The organism is Rossellomorea aquimaris (genome assembly GCF_003315075.1).
Lineage (GTDB): Bacteria > Bacillota > Bacilli > Bacillales > Bacillaceae_B > Rossellomorea > Rossellomorea aquimaris_C.
Window position 1 is genome coordinate 1 of the sequence record NZ_QNRJ01000024.1, and the last position, 18,121, is coordinate 18,121.

At 40.8% G+C, this 18,121-nt stretch carries 21 protein-coding genes, 1 pseudogene and 1 other annotated feature; of the genes and pseudogenes, 2 read left to right on the forward strand and 20 right to left on the reverse strand.

Features of this window, described 5'->3' with window-relative positions; genetic code table 11:
- Positions 1 to 90: 90 nt before the first annotated feature.
- The 17 genes and pseudogenes from DET59_RS18700 to DET59_RS18780 form a co-directional block, all read right to left on the reverse strand.
- A pseudogene (locus DET59_RS18700) lies at positions 91 to 303 on the reverse strand (NUDIX domain-containing protein); the annotation flags it as partial.
- Between the two features lie 224 nt (positions 304 to 527).
- Positions 528 to 1,922 (reverse strand): HD domain-containing protein, encoded by a 1,395-nt coding sequence (locus DET59_RS18705; protein ID WP_113971115.1) that lies wholly within the window; start codon positions 1,920 to 1,922, stop codon positions 528 to 530.
- A 245-nt stretch (positions 1,923 to 2,167) separates the two neighbouring features.
- Entirely contained in the window at positions 2,168 to 3,421 is a 1,254-nt protein-coding gene (locus tag DET59_RS18710; protein ID WP_113971116.1) for an MFS transporter, read from the reverse strand.
- 68 nt (positions 3,422 to 3,489) lie between these two features.
- Positions 3,490 to 3,746: a binding site (T-box leader), on the reverse strand.
- A gap of 278 nt (positions 3,747 to 4,024) precedes the next feature.
- The gene (locus DET59_RS18715) at positions 4,025 to 4,576 is read right to left on the reverse strand and encodes a hypothetical protein (RefSeq protein ID WP_113971117.1); all 552 of its coding nucleotides are present in this window, start codon (positions 4,574 to 4,576) and stop codon (positions 4,025 to 4,027) included.
- A gap of 165 nt (positions 4,577 to 4,741) precedes the next feature.
- Positions 4,742 to 5,245, reverse strand: a complete 504-nt coding sequence (locus tag DET59_RS18720) for a hypothetical protein (RefSeq protein ID WP_113971118.1) — start codon at positions 5,243 to 5,245, stop codon at positions 4,742 to 4,744.
- A gap of 420 nt (positions 5,246 to 5,665) precedes the next feature.
- Positions 5,666 to 5,947, reverse strand: a complete 282-nt coding sequence (locus tag DET59_RS18725; protein WP_113971119.1) for a type II toxin-antitoxin system RelE/ParE family toxin — start codon at positions 5,945 to 5,947, stop codon at positions 5,666 to 5,668.
- Positions 5,947 to 6,213 (reverse strand): hypothetical protein, encoded by a 267-nt coding sequence (locus DET59_RS18730; RefSeq protein ID WP_113971120.1) that lies wholly within the window; start codon positions 6,211 to 6,213, stop codon positions 5,947 to 5,949. The genes DET59_RS18725 and DET59_RS18730 overlap by 1 nt, the downstream gene beginning before the upstream one ends.
- Positions 6,214 to 6,374: 161 nt before the next feature.
- Complete coding sequence (locus DET59_RS18735; RefSeq protein ID WP_113971121.1) at positions 6,375 to 6,725, reverse strand: DUF4181 domain-containing protein; 351 nt, start codon at positions 6,723 to 6,725, stop codon at positions 6,375 to 6,377.
- 52 nt (positions 6,726 to 6,777) lie between these two features.
- A complete protein-coding gene (locus tag DET59_RS18740) occupies positions 6,778 to 7,431 on the reverse strand; it encodes a hypothetical protein (protein WP_113971122.1) in 654 nt (217 codons plus the stop codon).
- Positions 7,424 to 7,969: a sigma-70 family RNA polymerase sigma factor gene (locus DET59_RS18745; RefSeq protein ID WP_113971123.1), complete on the reverse strand. Its 546-nt coding sequence runs from the start codon at positions 7,967 to 7,969 to the stop codon at positions 7,424 to 7,426. Before DET59_RS18745 ends, DET59_RS18740 begins: the two co-directional genes overlap by 8 nt.
- 126 nt (positions 7,970 to 8,095) lie before the next feature.
- Positions 8,096 to 8,767, reverse strand: a complete 672-nt coding sequence (locus DET59_RS18750; RefSeq protein ID WP_113971167.1) for a lysoplasmalogenase — start codon at positions 8,765 to 8,767, stop codon at positions 8,096 to 8,098.
- A 329-nt stretch (positions 8,768 to 9,096) separates the two neighbouring features.
- Entirely contained in the window at positions 9,097 to 9,465 is a 369-nt protein-coding gene (locus DET59_RS18755) for a hypothetical protein (RefSeq protein ID WP_113971124.1), read from the reverse strand.
- Complete coding sequence (locus DET59_RS18760) at positions 9,458 to 9,664, reverse strand: hypothetical protein (RefSeq protein ID WP_113971125.1); 207 nt, start codon at positions 9,662 to 9,664, stop codon at positions 9,458 to 9,460. The genes DET59_RS18755 and DET59_RS18760 overlap by 8 nt, the downstream gene beginning before the upstream one ends.
- A 252-nt stretch (positions 9,665 to 9,916) precedes the next feature.
- Positions 9,917 to 10,105 (reverse strand): hypothetical protein, encoded by a 189-nt coding sequence (locus tag DET59_RS18765; RefSeq protein WP_113971126.1) that lies wholly within the window; start codon positions 10,103 to 10,105, stop codon positions 9,917 to 9,919.
- A gap of 141 nt (positions 10,106 to 10,246) precedes the next feature.
- The gene (locus DET59_RS18770) at positions 10,247 to 10,438 is read right to left on the reverse strand and encodes a hypothetical protein (RefSeq protein ID WP_181778235.1); all 192 of its coding nucleotides are present in this window, start codon (positions 10,436 to 10,438) and stop codon (positions 10,247 to 10,249) included.
- A 640-nt stretch (positions 10,439 to 11,078) separates the two neighbouring features.
- On the reverse strand, positions 11,079 to 11,261 hold the full coding sequence (locus DET59_RS18775; RefSeq protein WP_258549737.1) for a hypothetical protein: 183 nt from the start codon (positions 11,259 to 11,261) through the stop codon (positions 11,079 to 11,081).
- 47 nt (positions 11,262 to 11,308) lie between these two features.
- Positions 11,309 to 11,716 (reverse strand): YbaN family protein, encoded by a 408-nt coding sequence (locus DET59_RS18780; protein ID WP_113971128.1) that lies wholly within the window; start codon positions 11,714 to 11,716, stop codon positions 11,309 to 11,311.
- 202 nt (positions 11,717 to 11,918) lie between these two features.
- Here DET59_RS18780 and DET59_RS18785 point away from each other — a divergent pair, with 202 nt between their 5' ends.
- The gene (locus tag DET59_RS18785) at positions 11,919 to 12,254 is read left to right on the forward strand and encodes a hypothetical protein (RefSeq protein ID WP_113971129.1); all 336 of its coding nucleotides are present in this window, start codon (positions 11,919 to 11,921) and stop codon (positions 12,252 to 12,254) included.
- Positions 12,255 to 12,647: 393 nt separating this feature from the next.
- On the opposite strand, the gene DET59_RS22255 is transcribed toward DET59_RS18785, so the two are convergent.
- Positions 12,648 to 14,372 (reverse strand): phosphotransferase family protein, encoded by a 1,725-nt coding sequence (locus tag DET59_RS22255; RefSeq protein ID WP_113971130.1) that lies wholly within the window; start codon positions 14,370 to 14,372, stop codon positions 12,648 to 12,650.
- Between the two features lie 291 nt (positions 14,373 to 14,663).
- Positions 14,664 to 15,599, reverse strand: a complete 936-nt coding sequence (locus DET59_RS18795; RefSeq protein ID WP_142675611.1) for a LysR family transcriptional regulator — start codon at positions 15,597 to 15,599, stop codon at positions 14,664 to 14,666.
- A gap of 127 nt (positions 15,600 to 15,726) precedes the next feature.
- On the opposite strand from DET59_RS18795, the gene DET59_RS18800 reads away from it, so the two are divergent.
- Positions 15,727 to 16,347, forward strand: a complete 621-nt coding sequence (locus DET59_RS18800) for a class I SAM-dependent methyltransferase (RefSeq protein ID WP_113971132.1) — start codon at positions 15,727 to 15,729, stop codon at positions 16,345 to 16,347.
- A gap of 112 nt (positions 16,348 to 16,459) precedes the next feature.
- Here the strand turns inward: DET59_RS18800 and DET59_RS18805 are convergent, their stop codons facing one another.
- The gene (locus DET59_RS18805) at positions 16,460 to 17,782 is read right to left on the reverse strand and encodes a sensor histidine kinase (RefSeq protein WP_113971133.1); all 1,323 of its coding nucleotides are present in this window, start codon (positions 17,780 to 17,782) and stop codon (positions 16,460 to 16,462) included.
- Between the last annotated feature and the right edge of the window lie 339 nt (positions 17,783 to 18,121).

Consider the following 18,121-nt stretch of genomic DNA (forward strand, 5'->3'; position numbering starts at 1 on the left):
TTTTGCTTCGAAGCTTTGGACACCTCGTATGATACCAAGAGGGCTCTTTTTGTTTCAAACCTCAAATTTTCTTCTTAACAGGAATGCTCCTATATCTAGTCCAGTTTCTTCTCTCACTTCTCGTCTTGCAGTATCTTCTAAACTTTCTCCGAGTTCCATAAGACCTCCTGGTAAACCCCAACCACCGTCAGTTCTATGCTGTAATAATAACTCATTATCTTCATTCAATATTAAAACAACGGAGCCAGTTAATATTAGCGGTCTATGACCAACCAATCTTCTTAAATCCTTAACATAATCCATATTTATACCTCCTATAATTGCTGAAATCAACTGTGGTTTTCCGCCAATTTGTTTTGCTTTTCTTACAACCTAGCTTTTTAAGTAAAGGCTTTAAGCAATCAGTCAATTGTTCTTGGGTTAACACACTAATAATAATTACCTCAAACTGATTTATGTTTTCTCTTTACTCTTCAACTAAACTGCTGCCCGGTTGTTGAATAGCGCGTTACAGATTAATATAACAATCAGTTGTTTAACTTCTTATTGATCTCCTTAATTGCTCTTGAGGTTTGAACATGGTTCAACCAATCTTCATCTACCGTTTCATGCTCTTCCATCAAGATTTCAACTAGATCTATATCTTTTAACTTTGTATATATATGTTTTTGCTCACCATTTACTTTTGCACTGTACATCCTTGTTGCTAATGCAGAATCTAAAAAGAATGCAAAATCTAACGCGGTAGAACCTTCAGGTAGGGAAACTACGTCCATTTTAGGAGTGTAAACTGTAATATCATTTTGCAGTAATTCGAATGATATTAATTCATAAAATTCTAAAGGGTCATTAGAAATAGCCTTAACTGAATGAATTGAATCTCTTAACAGTTCGGAACTGAACGTTTCTATTTCTGTGACAGAAAGCCCTTCAAGTAAATTAAATATACTCAAATTCATTGAACTTTTAGTTTTAATTTTAAAGTTGATTTCAACATCATTAACTAAAACTGCTGTTTTAAGATGGCATTCAAATTTTTTCCTTTGACCTGAAATTTCATCTCTGAATTTATTTGGAACAGGTCTGAACGAATTATGTATTATTCCTAGGAGTGTATAGCAGTTTATTGAAGTATCTGTGATGACATGGATGGTGAAAAGATTAGGAAGAGCCTCTCCCTCTTGAAGTTTTGAATAAGAATCGTAGATGGGTACAGAACTCCAATTCATGTCCACACTAAATGGTACAGAATTATTTTCCATGATTTCTCTTTTACAATAATTAAAGATGTTAGTAAAAACTTTTTCGTAGTTATCTTTTAGTTTCTTTATACTTAAATATCTTTGAGGGTTGAGGTACTTAAAAGCAAGTTCCTCAAGTTCCAATTGAAATTCAAATAACCCTAACCGTTCACAAAGAGGAGAGAAAAAGATTAACGTTTCATTTGCATAGGGAACTTTCTTTTCCATTTTCTTAATTTCAAGAGTTCTCATGTTATGCAGCCTATCTGCAATTTTAACAATTGCTACTCTAATATCCTGGGCTGCGTATGAAAGAAGCTTTTCAGAATTCCAGGCATCATAGAGCTCTTTGTTTATGGATCCTTTTTCAAACTTTGTTAAACCATCTACAATTAAGGCAACCTGGGCTCCAAACTTGTTGATAATATCCTCTATGGAGAAATCTGTGTCTTCAACTACATCATGAAGCAGAGCTGCTGTAATAGTTGTAATATCCGCTTTGTAATCCAACAAAATTTCACACACTGTAAATGGATGACAAACATAAGGTTCACCAGTAGCCCTTTTCTGTCCAAAATGTGCTAGTTCTGCAAATTCGATGGCACTCTTAAAAACATTTAACTCCTTGGGTGTTAAATAAACAGCCTTTTTAATCAAAAAATTTCTTAACTCAATTGCCATATTATCTACTCCATTTTTCTTTTGGATAATTATAACATTATCACAAAGTCAGTGATAATAATCTTAAAAAATGCTCAATGGCTAAAAGAGGTCGTATACGAAATTCAATCCTCCGTTTTTCAGGTATTAACCACCTTTTCCTTCGTCCACCTTAGAAAAAGCCTGATCTCCTACGCTAAGAAGATTATGCTCTGGGTATATTCTTTAATTTAATCCTAAGTCAGAATACAAGACATACCAATATCCTAAACAGTTTCAGAAGTTTGTGTCTCATCTTTTTCAGTATAAAACCCTGATTTAGAAGGCTGCGTATTAAAGAAAAATAATATAATCGTTACTACAAACATTATTAAAGTTCCAAATATGACAATAAACTGAATAGATATCACTTCAGCTATGATTCCAAAAGTTATAGTTCCGATAATGATTAAAAAAGCTTCGATGAAACCATAAACACTACCAACGCGCCCCATTACTTCGACAGGAACATTATTTTGATAAAAGGTATAAAACCCTGTGTTAATAAACGCCATCGAAAATGATAGAATGAAAAAACCAATTGCTGCTATCGAAAATTCAACCGAGAAAGCATAAATCATATAACCGCTTGAAACCATCAGGGATCCAAGACCAATCAGCCAAGAGGTAGCTACTTTTTTAACAATTATTATGTTTACTAAGGAGCCTGCAACTATTCCAGCACCTGCAATGCTTACCAGGAAACCATAATCTCCCTCTGATAAAGAAAGCACTTCTGTAGCAAATGCTGCTTCCAGAGAGTCTACAGCAGTTGCCAAAACCATCACCCCACTAAATAGTAAATAAATGATCATTATATATACGTGTTTACGACTAAAATCAACCACTAATTTCCAATCATTTTTCAATACCTTTAAAGTTAGTTTTTCGCCTTTTGTTTCTATAAAATCATTTTTGTCAATATTAGGCATGAAAATTGTGATCAGTGATGCTAAGAAAAGGGCTATTGCATTAATATAAATCGCAAAATCAGGGGTGCCACTCATGAATATGATTCCCGCAATGGCGGGTCCGGTAACAAATGCTTTAGAATCAATTAAACTTACGAGAGAATTAAATCGTTTTCTTTGAGCTTGAGGAATTAACTTTGTTATATAAGTCATTGTTGTAGGACCGGCCATGGAACTAGCTATATTTATCAAAAAGACCATACCGTATATTGTCCAAATGGATGAAAATAAAGGCAATAAGGCAATAAACACTGCTTGGAATATAGTAAGCCACACTATAAGATGCTTTTTATTCAATCGATCAATCAAACTGCCCGACCAAATGTTAGTGAATAATGTAGATAAAGCTCTAAGTATATATAGACCTGAGACAGCAAGTACCCCCATCATATCAAGAACAATTAAGTTTAACGCTAAAAAGTACACCCATTCCCCTATACTAGAAATTCCAATAATAGTAAGCAAAATAGAAGGATATTTCCACGACCTTACACTCATTTTTATGCGCATTTTTATTTCCACTCCCTTTTAAATTTTAAACTTGGACAATAAAAAAAACTCACCCCCAAGACAGTTGTCTTGAGGACGAGTTATTGCGCGCCGTGGTGCCACCCCAGTTTGGTAATATGTTCCCATATTCCCCTCATTAGGTACGGTATGAACCTCATACATATACCCTAGCTCTATAACAGGAGCTCCTGTCACACTATCACCTAGATGGATCCAATGTGCTGCTCAGAGGCTTGCTTCAGTAAATAAATCCTTACTCCTTTTCACCAACCGGAGCTCTCTGTGAATGATTACCTTTACCTACTCTTCTCTTCATTGCATTTAATATTATTGAACATTATCCAATATTCAACCAATTATGTAAATAGTTAATTTGAAATTATTTTAAGAACCAATATATAAATATACAATTAATTATTAACTATTCTTAACAAAAGGCACTTTCCCTAATCTTCCATTAAATGGCCCTTTAACTGAACAATACAGCTAAAGTTCCAGACCATAAGAAAAACCCTATATCAATACAGGGTTTCTCTCAAATTATGATATAAATAATTCAACCTTATTAAATATCAACAAATAAATACCGAATTGTTTTTCTGATCAGCAGCCAAGAAAACGCAGGAACAATCCTCCCCGTATGGTTACAATCTGGCGCCCGCAAGCATCGGTGATCACTTGTGGAGCAAAGGCAAATGCGCCGACCGTATCAAAACAGGTCCCTTGACAATTTTCCGTTTTGCAGATCGTTTGGATCACTTGATTGACCGGCACGGAAACATCGCTTGCAAGAGTACATGGAATATCACCAATTTGAAGTCCCCCTTCAATCGGTGTCAAGTCTCCCACGTTTATATGAAATCTGGCGGTACCAACAAGGCGAACGGCATCGATCGCAACAGGACACGTCAACGTACCACCGCATGGGTTCTCAACAGTCCCTTCCGCCTCCTGCTCTTCCAGCATACATACAAGCGCACTCAAATCAGAGCAGGCCGTGAAGCTATCGAACGTAGTGAATCTGAAAGTATATCCATCCGGAACAATAGCGGTTGCACAATACTCTATGGAGCGGTCGCAGCTTTCCTGCTGGATATCGAGTTTGTCTACCATTTTGCCTTTTGAATCATAATACACGACATTGTTTTTTAACATATTATCCCTCCCCTCTACTACTATCTATATGCATTTCTAGTAGATTTGAAAGGGACAGACACCTTTGATGATAAAACTTCTTTTTTATACGACTAACAACAACTTTCGGTGGTCACTGCAAGAAAATTATAATTTGGGCTTTCTTGCTTCAGAAGCAATAGTTGATCATCCGTCAGTTGTTGAGAAATCTCCCTGCTTTCCCGTCATACGTTTCAACACTCTTTCCATGGTGCATTGATAGGCATAAATGATGACAGCCAATGACAGAACAATCATGTAAAACAGGGTGGAGCTCAACTTTCTTAGTTTAAAGGCACCCACTCGATCGTAAAACTTCACAATAGGAAAGGCCAGCAGGAAATCGATCACGGCATTTAACGCGAAATACTTTTTAAAGTTTCCGAAGGTCAGCTTAAACACCCAAAGGGTCGTAATATAATACATTCCCGCCACAAACGGAATATCGATATGGACATTTTTCAAGATAAAAGGATCCGCTTTCCACCACCGCTTTTTATTGGCGAATACACTGAGGATACTCCAAATGACGTTCGTAAATATAGCTACGGATGTATAACGAATGAATACCTTCTTGCCTAAAAATGGTGCTGTGAACCATGGCAGAACCAAGGTACACACAGATAATATGGTTGAATTCTTATTAGACACGTTACGTCCCCCATTATTCGCTTAGATAGTTGTAACGTTCTCTTATAATAGGGGTTTTATGTATGGATCGTGATTTTCAGCATCCAAGTCGGTTGGTAGTATAGCGGCTCGACCCTTCATAGGGAAATTGAATGATTAACCTATTTATACCCGAACGAGAATTATAAAGAAATCGTCTTATTCAAAGGTCATTACTCCCGAATAATAGAGATCGTTTAGGTGTTTTGTATGGAACATATTAAGGGGTAAAGGATGATGGTTTTAGGATCTGTCATCTTTTTCTTTGAGTGAAGTGAATTACAATCACTAAGTGTAGACTAATTCCTGAGTAGTGCTGTGTATGTCATTAATCTTTAATGAATCAACAAAAAAAAGAACCCCTATTTTGAGTGATGGGTCCCTACTTGCACGATACATCTACTATTTATTTTCACCAGGAAATAAAGCCGCAATAATAAGTACTTCATGGTCTACTATTCTAAAATAAAATTGAAACTTCCTTACTACAATTCGAGATATTCCTTTATACTTTCCAAATTCTTCTGTGTAAGTCTTCCCGATCACAGGATTTTTCAACAAATCCTCAGTTTCTAATATAACTTGGGAGATATAGTCGAGTGTTTCAATCGGCGTAAATCTTTTACTCCTAAACTCTGTAAGCTTCTCTCTTACAATTGGAGTCCATACAACATTACGGGACATTACCTGAAATCCTTCTCTGACAATGATTTTAAAAGGTCCGAAGTTGAAATTCCTAACCCTTTCTTGTATTGCTCTTCACTTTCTTTAATCATACGTTTTAAGTGGGGATGTTTCTTAATATCTGCTTCAATTGACCGTTCATCCTCTTCTTGTAGTACAAGAGTAAACTTACCCTTTCCAGGGATCGAAAATTGAACAACTGAGTTTTCACTATTCATATCATCAATATACTTCATAAGCTCTTCTGAAGAGTGAACCTTTCCCATACAATCACCACCGTGTAAAAATAACTTATATTCTCATAATACCATACTCCATAAATTCAGGTGAAACAGCTTAAACTGGTCTCATTTCTCAACTCTTTATCATGCCCTGTTTTTCAATCACTTACAAAAAAGCAGAGATGGGACAATCATCACACACTTCTCTACACTAAGAAATCAAACGTATAACCAACCGTTATAAAGATGATGAAGAATACAAGATCCAGGAGCGTCATGATGTACTCCCTTTCAGCTTTTTTCATTCTCCATTGCATAAAGGCCTCGAATCCCATGAGTAAGACAATGATCATCGCCCCGACCAGTTCTGCTTCGAAAAACACGGCACATATAAAGAAGACCGTCCAACCGATTCGGATAACCCAAGTGTGAATCGTACCATGTCCTTCGAAGCCGGATTTTCTGTTATAAGGGATGTTCCACCCTCTCCTGGCAATCTTCTCAACGATAAAGTACGCCGCCGAGGTGATGACAACATAAAAGATAAAACTGTACATGTGATCCCCCCAAAAAGGTCCTTCTACAGGTTAATGGTGCTTGCCTAAGGCTTTATTTAAACGACTCCGCCATCTTAATCATGTCTTTTTTAGACAGAGTGACTTCAGATCCCCCTGGCAGGAATTCGATTTCGTATTTGATGGTTTCCCCTTCAATCCATATCAAGCGGCTGACCTTTTCAGCTCCCACAGACTCATAATAGCTGCCCTTGGATTGACCGACTTTCACTTCGTCCCCGGACAATGTTATATCCGATTCTGGTTCAATGGATTGAAACGTCAGATGGATCGTTTGCCTTTCCTTCCCCATCAAGGTCACCCTCTCTATCTTTCCTAATGAATCCTCGCCCGTCTCCGTCGTGACCTGCTCTACTTCAAATGGAGCCTTTGTAAGAAACTTGAATTCTGCGCCAAGGGATTCAGGGCGATCTTTGGCCACGTATTGATAAAAGGGGGCACTGGCGTTATTTCCGTCAAAGAGTCCCAATTGTGTTCCACCGAAATAAACGAATAAAGAGAGGCATGCGGCAACAAATACAAAGGACATCAACGGAGCGAATATCGGTTTTTTATTGAATGAGAAAGCTTTGGATGAAGGTTTCGAATGAACCTCTTTCAGAATGTTTTCCCTCATTTTATTGGTGAAACCATGCCCTCTGAAGGTTTCTTCTTTCATCAGACCCCGCAAACGTTTAAGCTCATCCATTGTTATACACCTCGTTCCGTTTAATTGCTGAACCGAGTAATGCCTTACCTCTTGTCAACCGTGTCTTCACCGTATTGGTGTTCAAATCCATACAGGCCCCGATCTCAGACAGCTTCATTTCTTCAAAATAGTAAAGAAAGATGACCTCTCGATACTTGATGGGCAGGGCCAACACGCTCTGGATCAGCTCTGAGTTCTTTTCCTTCTCGATCACGGTTTGTTCCGGAGCCCCCATTTTCCCTTTGACCATGTCATTGATTTTATTCGATATACTGACCATACGTGTATCCCACCGTCTCAGATAATCCTTGCAGTGATTGACGGCCACGCTGATGATCCACGTTTTGAGAGAGGAATCCTCGCGAAAGGTATCCATCTTTTGATAAAACTTGATGAAGATCTCTTGTGTCAGATCCTCCGCCAGGCTATGTTCCTTCACATAGGAATAGACAATATAATACACATCATTTCCGTATTCCGTCATGGCTTTCTCTAGTAGTCGATCTTTCTCGGATTTAGAAATAGTTCCGGATTTCAAACACTCACCTGCTTTGTATGTATCTTCACTAAATAAGACGTTATGACTATAGAAAAAGTTTGGATTTTTTTATATTTTGTCAAAAAAACACGCCTGGCGAGGTTTATCGTCAGGCGCAAACACTGATTACATGTTCATACTTTTTCCCTCTTCATGCCTGACTGACTTCCCTAAGCTTGCAAGGCTATGGGCTATCAGGAACTGCGACGTGTAGTAGGTTGTCATGATCAGGACATCTGAATAAGGGATGGCTGACACGAACATATTCCATGACAGAATCGAGTCCGAGATGACAAACAGGATGCTGCCGGCAGTTGCCCATCGGTTACCGGTCAGGATGGCGGTTAGGGCCATCAGGGAAATGACCAGCATATAGGCAATAACCGGGATCACGAGTCCATCATTTCCTTCGGTTTGGAGCGCGGCAATCAGTTGTCGGCCGATGATGAAGGAATACAACCCAATCGGCAGTAGGGTTGCGAGGCGCGTCTTGTTCATTCTGGACATTTTGATAAAGCCCGTCAAATAGAAGACGTGTCCGATGAGGAATGCTCCTAGACCCGCTACAAATTGTACGGCAATAAACCCATCGCCCAACATGCAGAAAAACAGGCCGATGATGATGAGGCGCATGGCCGGTGCCGGTTTGGCAGGCAGCTGACGGAATGCGTAGAGAATGATGAGTAGCATGGGGATCAGCTTGAAGACGATTTTCAATGCTAATGGTTCTGCTGGAATAATAAATAGGTAGAGGGCAGCCATGATTCCGATCAGAATGGGGAGGAGCATTTTTTTCAACATCGTTCACATCCTTTTTCTTATTTCAATGGCATATATACTCTCTTGGAAGAAGAAATTCCTTCTTGAGAACAGAAATCGTGGGAAAGAGTCTGAAATGCCCCCGCCTCTTTCGTAACTCAAGCTAGTAATTAAACCGGTCTGGACGACTTTCAATCCTGATTTCTGATAATTGATCCAGTTTCGAATGGATTGATCCGGAATTTAATGAATTGATCCATTTTTTCATATGATTAATCCCCCGTGTCGAATTTTCTTGATGCCCTCCCATTCCTCAAAAAAATGAACGCAAGAGCTACTCATAAGTTAAGTAGTTCTTGCGTCATTCATTAGAATGAAGTTGACTTTTGGATGATTTCCCCACCAGGACTTACACTATAATGAGCAATCGAGTTGGTTGCTGAGTCTTCGCTAGTGAGCCCATCTTTATAGTTGAACGTGATTTTCCAAGCCTTTGCTTCACTACTGAAATGGGTTTCTTTTGAAAGGAGTTCCACGTCATCCATACTGATTTTTTTAAAGCTTTTTTCATTATGTTCCTGTAAATCTTTTTCAAATTGTGCCATGGCAATCACTTCCGCTTTCTCATTGTCAATGCCGCCTGTTCCATCTTCCGCACAGCCGAACAATGAAAGGACTGCCATCAAGCTTACAACGGTCATCATGATTTTCTTAACATGTGCCAGAGACTTAACCATTGGGACCTCCACCAGAATGATGATTTGAATTCATGGCTTGTTGGGAATACCGTGCGGACTTCTCATAGGCCTCATCCCTGGAATTTCGGGACGTATTCTTGATGCTATCCCCATAAAACTCCATCTTCCTGGAACCGATCCAAATTCTAATAGCAAAGTATAGGACCAGGATTCCGACGAAAATAAAAAAATACATCATGTTGTTTCCCCCTCTTTACTGTTTATGTTCGCTTAATGTCAATTATTTCAAATATTGTGGGGTGGGGCAATAGCGAATAGTGATTGAATCCCTCACTGGAACCATGGGGACAGGTACCTTGGCTCCATTCCTAGATCTGTCCCCATGGTTCATTCTTGCTTTCTCCAATAAAAAAAAGCCCCCTTTAACGGGAAGCGTCATCCTTAGAGTCATTAAACGAATTAACCACTATGTTTTATGTCGATTTTAAATTTATATTTTCTTATGCTCTGCCAATGCTTTTATTAAGTTATCCAGTTCTTCCTGTGAAATTTCAAGTGCATCCATGATGTAATCATCTGATTTTTTTCTTGATAAATGACTTTGAACAAGTCTTAAAAGGGTTAGTCTTTCTCCTTCTTTACGCAACTCAGCATCGTAGTTTTCTAGAATTTGACTCATTCTTAATGCCTCCTTTAAGTCTTCTTCGTATTGTTCATTCATTGCTTTAGAAACAAGAACAGCTACACCACCAGCTACAATATTTTGTTGATCTTCATCTTTAATTTTCTTTGCCAGTTCGAAGAGGTCAATCGCTCTTTTTTAAAAACTCTCTTTACTCTTCATTAAAATACTAAATATGAGCTTAGATAACTCTTCATTTGTTAGTAGACCTTTTTCTTCTATTTTACCCATCATCTCGACTAATATGTTATCGCCGTCATAGTTATAAAGATAAATGGCTTTAGGATTGTAGGTTACATCCCCATATTCTAATTTCACCTTATCTCGCAACCAAAAAAAGACTCGTCTCATCGACGGGTCTTTTATTTCATACGAATAAAGTATTTCTCCATTTCCTTTTCAGAGATCATCATTCTCCTTGATAAATCTCTCGTCCGTAAAACATGGAGCCATGGGGACAGGTTCCTTGGCTCCATTTCACCCTCAATTTAGTATACAATTTGTCATGCTAAAAATGCTACACAACACATTCAAATCCCCTAAATATGTTAATGTGAAGTCTTATACACCAGTGATATTTAAAATAACCGGAGTTTTTCCGTTTAGTTTGCAGAATAGAGCTCGGTACGGGGTATATAGGCGGAATTTTTCCGGTTAAGCACATTAAAATTACCCAATTTACACGTTTTACGAGTCAATAGTCGGAATCTTTCCGTCTATTTAAGGTATTTTATATTCTTTTTCCTAATTAAGCGAAATTTCTCCGCTTATTTATCACAGCATGCTGATTCCTCATCTCTAGGTCCGTGAAAGGCCGCTCCTTTACCTAAAATAGAGGTTAAACGGCTCAATATAGTGAACTGAGCCATTTATTTTTAAACGCAATAACAGATATAAAAAGTAGTACAAATTAGGCTGCATTTTCGGCTTCTGCGACAGGAAACGTTACCCGTTACTCATCGACGGGTCTTTATTTCATAAGAATAAAGTATTTGTCCATTTCCTTTTCAGAGATCATCATTCTCCTGGATAAATCTCTCGTCCGCAATACATACTCCTTGATGCCAATATACTCAGATTCTGCAATCAAATAGAAGAGGGACCCCTTTTGGAACCCTCTGAAATCGCTTTTTAATTGATATCTTTTCAGCATTGTGTCTCGTAACTCCTTGGTTCATTACAAGCCGTAATCCCCACAGATCACTGGCTCTGCTCCACCTGATACGACTCCGGCTGAATCGTCTTGATTTTTTTTATGAAATAGTAATGTTTATATAAAGCGAGCCCGATTAAGATGATCCGGACAAACAGGATATCTACGAACACTACTGATAGCAAAATAAAGAAATCAGCCGTGACGTTGATTCTGATTTTTTCTTTCCGGGTCATCCCCTTCTTTTGAAGGAGGGCGAGAACATATTTATCATATATGACTGTACTCTTAAACCAACGATCGATCCGCTTGGAGCTTTTCGCAAAGCAAAACGCGGCAAATAAGTAAAAAGGACCTCCCGGCAGAACCGGAAGCACGGTGCCGGCAATCCCGAACACCAGGGATATCGAGCCAAGCAGCATGAACAGGATGCTCTTTATCTTTTTTAGTGTCATGATTGATTTCCCCTACCATCGCTAGATTCATAGACAAGTTTCTACTTTCATTCAACCTTCATTGTACTATAACTATAACAGGAAGTTCCGGGTACTTGTTTAGGGGATTTTTGTTAAATGTGACGATTAGTGGGCGGTGGAGGAAGGGGGTGATCCTACAGATCAAGACCATGTTGTTAAAACTGGATTTTCCGTTATTTAAATGAGTTCATATAAACAAGATATTCTGAACTATGCCGAAGACGTGAACGATATGGATAGCAGCCCATTTGAAAGCTTGCGAATGCTGCACGATCGATCCGCCATTCAAAGAGTTTATGACCAATTAGAATTCGATGAAAAAGTTCATCTTGCGCTATATGATTTGAAATTGATTGAACATGCTGAAAAGATGGTCGAACATATCAGTAAAGTATACGACTTTAACCTATCAGACGAGAAGCAAATCCCACTGGACGAGTGGTGGTGGCATTTGAATAAAATTGTGAAAGGAACAATGGACTTTGGTGTATCGACCGGGATTGGGAAAGTGATGTGATGATAGGCAAGTCGTATAAAGATCAACTTTCAACCATCCATCCCGGTCTTTTCAGCTGTAACGGTCTTTGACTAGCTTACAAGTTTCGACAAACGGATCATAAGAGGGCAAAAGTGGTTCATAAATCAGATTTTCGGATCAAATATTCTGAAACCGGTTCATATATTCCAAAAGCGGATCATAAAGTACCAAAACCGGTTCATAAAAGTTATAAGAGGGTGGATCCTAAAAGGATTTGCCTCTCCAATCAATCATTGAAGCCTCATAATCGCATTTTATGAACCTAAAAGGGAAGAAATGACCCTCTTTTTTTAAAAAAGGGGGAAATTGGTGTGTCCCCGAGGGTTGAGAAAACGGAAACTTAATCCCTTGGCTCTGCTGGATATGTTATAACTAACACTTACCCCTCCTTGCCCGATCCCACTCATATTTTAACTCCGCCAATGACTGCTGGCGCTTATCCCTGTCATCACTGACCGCCTTCAGCGCCACTTCATATAACTCCTTACTCAACCGCCACTTTTCCATGGACCGGTCTTTTTCCCCGCCAAACAAGGCGAAAGCGGTAGCCCCCATGCCATATACATTCGTGATTTCATCAATCGGTGCACCAGGTGTGAATTCCTCCGGTGACATAAAGCGTGATGATCCCCACATCCTGCCCATCGTATTGATATAGGGCATTTTGGAATAGAGATCAATATCACAGATGAGGGTCTTTTCCTTGTGAAAATCATACAGGATGCTGCCGTCATAAAAGTCGATGGCCACATATCCCTGCTTGATCACGTGAATGTGAAAGTCCAGGATGTCGTTGAATACCTCAAGCTTGGTACTGTCCGGCATCAGCAAGAATTTCTCCCTGGACAGTGGATACATTTTTCCCATGCACTCACTATCTGTCCATTCAAATATGGCGGCAAATCCTCCCCCCACTTCCTCCGCACGAATCAACCGGATCAAATGAGGATGCGCCAAATCTTGATACACCTGAACGGCAGCTGTAAGACCAGCGACGGCATCTTCAGGTTGGCCGGCATATCTCTCAGTCGGGGCACCGGCGAATTTGATAAAATACCTCTCATTCCCGTCCTTCACCCCAAAGCAGATATTGCCCGAATCCTGATCATCATACACTTTGAAAACCTCACCATATTGCTCGATGAACGAAAGGTCGAAAGGAGACTTTAACTTATATGGAATCTGATTGACGTACTGAATATAGAATTCCTCCAAATACCAGGTCGGCACTGGATTATTCATACCATCAAACCAGCCCATCACTTCCTTTGCCTGATCCTTCATGACGTTCACCTCTTCCTCACCGAAAGCAATGGCCCAGGGAACCGACGACAGCATATTGCTGCTTATGTAAAAAGCCATGAGCTTGAAGAACTCCTCCGGCGGCCTTCCGTTAAAATAACCGTTGAGCTGGCCGGTGGCAAAGTGCGGACTGACCGAAGCGCTCCATACGATGCGGTTGAACTCTTCCCACGGATCACCGAAGTCATGACGGTTGAAATCGATGACGGAGAGTTCCCGTTCCGGCGAAATGACCATATTCCCCACATGATAGTCTCCATGATGAAACGATTGCGGCCTCCCCCGAAGAAGATGCCTGTTTGCCTCTATATAGGCAATGATTGGGTCGCCGTCTTCTATTTTAATGGGGCAGTCTTTGTACTGCTTGATCTTGCCATCCGCTTTACGGTTGAATTTCGCTTCCCAGTCCTCTTGGTCAGCCGGCGCAGGAATGGAGTGGATTTCCCTCAGGATCCGCCCCGATTCAAGCCCGAGTTCATATTGCTCGGTCTCGGTCAACTTGGGCAACACGATCTGGGCGTCTTCTCCCTCGCACCATGTAAAAAGCGAATAAACAGAATCGCCGTTATCACAAATGCCAAAATCGATCGGCTGCGATATGGGGAGTCCCCTTCCAGCCAGCCGTTTCATCACCTCAAACTCGCTCTTCTTCATCTCATAGGCTGAACGATCAGCCGTTCGGAGCAGGAGCTTCTCGCCCGTATCGGTTTTAATATAGTATTTCTTGTCGCTGGACCAGCCCTTGTTGATCGGCTCAATTTTTCTAAATGTGCTGTAGCTTTTTATATCCTGCAAGATGGCACCTTCCTTTTACCATTTTCAACACTTACCGGCCCCGTCAAATGACACCTGCCCTGCCCCGCCTTTTGTCACGTTGTCAGGGAACGTGAATCAAGACCCAAAGAATCTATGTTAAGATGAGGGGAACTTCATCACCTTAGGAGGCTGCTAACATGAATAGAAGAATAATTGTATTATCGATCCTGATGATTTTCCTTTTAATCGGGATAGCTGTTTTGTTTATATAACATACATAGTAGGAACATCAATCCCCATTTAAAAACCATGGTCTCTTAATCTCCTTACTTATTCCCCGAACGGCGCCTGACTATCGGGACAAGGTGCCTGTCCCCTCTGTCCCACCGCGGCCCGTGATCTAAAGACCTCAACAACCGTTTTGGCAGCAGGGGATAAGCTCTTTTCAGAATCCAGACTTACCAGAGCGATTTCCCGATATAGTAATGGGAAGTCTGCTGGTTGTATTCTGACTAACTGATTGGTTTCCAAGCCGTTCTTTACCATTGATTCTGTGACCAGGGCCACTCCCTTGTTGGAAAGCACCAAATCCAAAGCAGTGGGTGGGGGTAATTCTATGAAGTTCATGCTGAGATTCGTCATTGATTTCTGCCAATGTTTACTTTCAGTACTCCAATCCACCATGATGTAGGGATCACTCTTCTCTATGATTTCAGCGGATGTTCGTCTTTCATCAGATGCTGAAGCGAGAGGATGAGAAGGGTGTGCCACTAAAATGAGCGGTTCCTTTAGAGTAAGGATGGTTTTAACGTCTGTATTATAGTAGGGATTGGTCACTAACCCCATCTTAATAAATCCGTCATACAGCATTTCAAGGATTTCCTGATTATGCCCCGTGTGTATTTCGACGTGAATCTCGGGAGACCACGTATTGAGATGAGCCATCGCTGAACTGAATACCCCGGAAGTAAATGTAGGGATAGTCCCGATCGTAACATGGCCCGCTTTCCCTTCTTGTATGAGACGCGCTTTCTCCATCCCGTTCGTGACTATTTCAATGGCTTGTCTCGCATACGGCAGGAACCCCTTCCCTGCATCTGTTAATTCTACCCTCTTTCCGACTCTGTGAAATAGACCCCTTCCAACCTCTTTCTCTAAACCCTGTATCCTGACACTAATCGTAGGTTGAGAAAGATTCAGATGCCTGGCAGCTTTACTAAAACTGCCGAACCGGACGACATGATCGAAAGCCTTTAGTTGATTCATATCCAAATAAATCACCCCTCTTCTATTAAAAAAGTTAATACTAACTATAAGGATTATCACCTTGTTTAATATGTTGATTATACTATACTTTTCTTAAGATTCCGTATATGGGGAGGATCAGAACCAGATGATACGAAGCAAATTAAAGGAATATGCTGATCAGCAATATCAATTACCTAAAGGAATACTGGGACGATATTTTGGGGAAAAGATGGTCTTGCAACATCGGACAGAAACACGCTGGACATTGAACTTACTAAATGTAACGAAGGAAGAACGAGTATTGGAGATTGGATGTGGCGCAGGCTACGCCATCAAACAACTGCTTAAATCACCTGATGTCGAGTATGCAGCCGGACTCGACCTGTCGGATTCCATCCTCCGGTCAGCAAAGTCCAGGAATAGACGGGCCATTAAAGAGGGGCGGGCTGCGTTCATACAAGGAAATGTATGCAAGATCCCCTTAGACAATGACATGTTCACCAAGATCTATAGTATCCACTCGATCTATTTTTGGGACGTGACGATCGAAACCATTTCTGAGATTCACAGGGTCCTGAAGAACAACGGTTCCGTAACGATCACACTCTGCACCGGCAAGAATGGGGAGACCTGGAGTGGAGTCCACCACATGTTGAACACCCAATTACTTCCCTTAATGAAAAAGGCCGGCTTTAAAAACGTAAAACTAGTAAAAGGACCGGACTCAAGACAATTTCAAACCGTGGCAGTCATTGGCGACAAGTAATCGTCACAGTGAGGAGGGACGGACCTTACTCTATTCACTAACATCAGAGCGGCGGCGGTTTATAGGGACAAGTGCTCTGTCCCTTCTAAAACAAGGTCCGTCCCTCACTCCTTTAACGCAGTGAGGGACGGACCTCTGTTGTTTGTTTCATTCTATTTAGGTTTCCCTCTTCTTTATATATCGGAAAGGAGAGGATGACGGAGGTTCCTTTGCCCGGTTTGCTTAGGACTTTGATGGTGCCTTTCATGCCTTCGACGAGTTGGAAGACGGTCATCATGCCGAGGCCGGTTCCGTTCTTGCCTTTCATGGAGAAGTAGGGTTCCCCGAGGCGCATGAGTTGTTCCTTGGTCATCCCGGTTCCCGTATCGTTGATGACGATGAACACCCTGTCTCCCTCCTGATAGCTGAAGATTCGAAGCGTACCGCCTGTTTCCATCGCTTCCAGCCCGTTTTTCATCACGTTGATGAGGACCTGCTGCAGCTTATTGGGATCCCCTATAATGGAATGGTGATGGAGGATGTTTGCCTTCAGGACGATTCCCTTTTTGACCGCCAGGGGCATGATGATCTCCGTCGATCGGTTGATTTCATCCCGGATCTCCACTTCCACCTCAAGCTCCGGGTGGGGCCTCGCAAAGTTCAAGTATTGGTTGATCACTTCTGTGGCGCGGTCGATCTCACTGACGGCCACCTTTGAAAGCTCACTATTGATGCTCACGTTGGAAGGGTCTTCCTGAATCAGCTGAAGAAATCCCTTCACCGTTGTCAAAGGATTCCTCACCTCATGACTCATGCTGGCTGCCAGGTGACTGACCACCTGCATTTTCTCATATTTAATCGCTTCCAGCTGAAGGGTATAAATCGTCCGGATGATTTCACATAAGTAAAAGACAAAGAACGTCGACCCGCTCAGGACAGCAGAATAAACCAGGAACGAGCTCGTATAATCGAAATCAAATACGAGAGACGGGATCAACAACGAAAGAACCGAGTAACCAAACGACATCAACGTATACCAATATACCCTCGCTTTCCAATCTTTGCCCTCCAATCTCGGTCGCATATACATAATCACGAACGTGAAGAGAATCGCCATGATGATCGTCACCACTAACCCCGGACCAAGCATCGGTACCCGGACCGCAATCATCGTGACAGCAAGCCAAGGTAAGACCCTGTTCCCACCATATATCCCCCCGAGTAAAAAAGGGATGAACCGCAAATCATACACAAATCCATCTTCCAAGCGAACAGACAAAGCAAGACTAAGCAACAGGAGAAGCGAACAGGCCACATAGATCGACAGTGGTTTAATGTGGAGCTTATGTACTTTATTTCGGGAAAGATACTGAAAGCTTATAAGTAAAATCATGATCAAAATGACAAGGAGATTAAGAAGTAAACCGGTCAATAACTCAGAATGATACGTCGGCATTGCTTCCCTACTTTCGATAATTTTTTAAAAATTAACAAAACTCCCTTTTTATATTCTATTATAACTGAAAATGATCGAATTTGTTTTATAGTTTCAACATTTCATAGGAGAGACGCCTCTAATCAACTTAATAACGTCACCCTATCATAGAACAGTTATCCAAACTTTACACTCAATCATGTATAGTGATCCCTTCACACTGGAATATCTTGTCGATATCTTTGAAAAAGCATTCCTTGAAGAAATGAACTGATTTTACCCCATAAGAAAACCGCGTGGATTGTTGGAGTCCATGCGGTTTTTTTTCTTGTTTGAACCAAGGGGACAGGTACCGAGGCT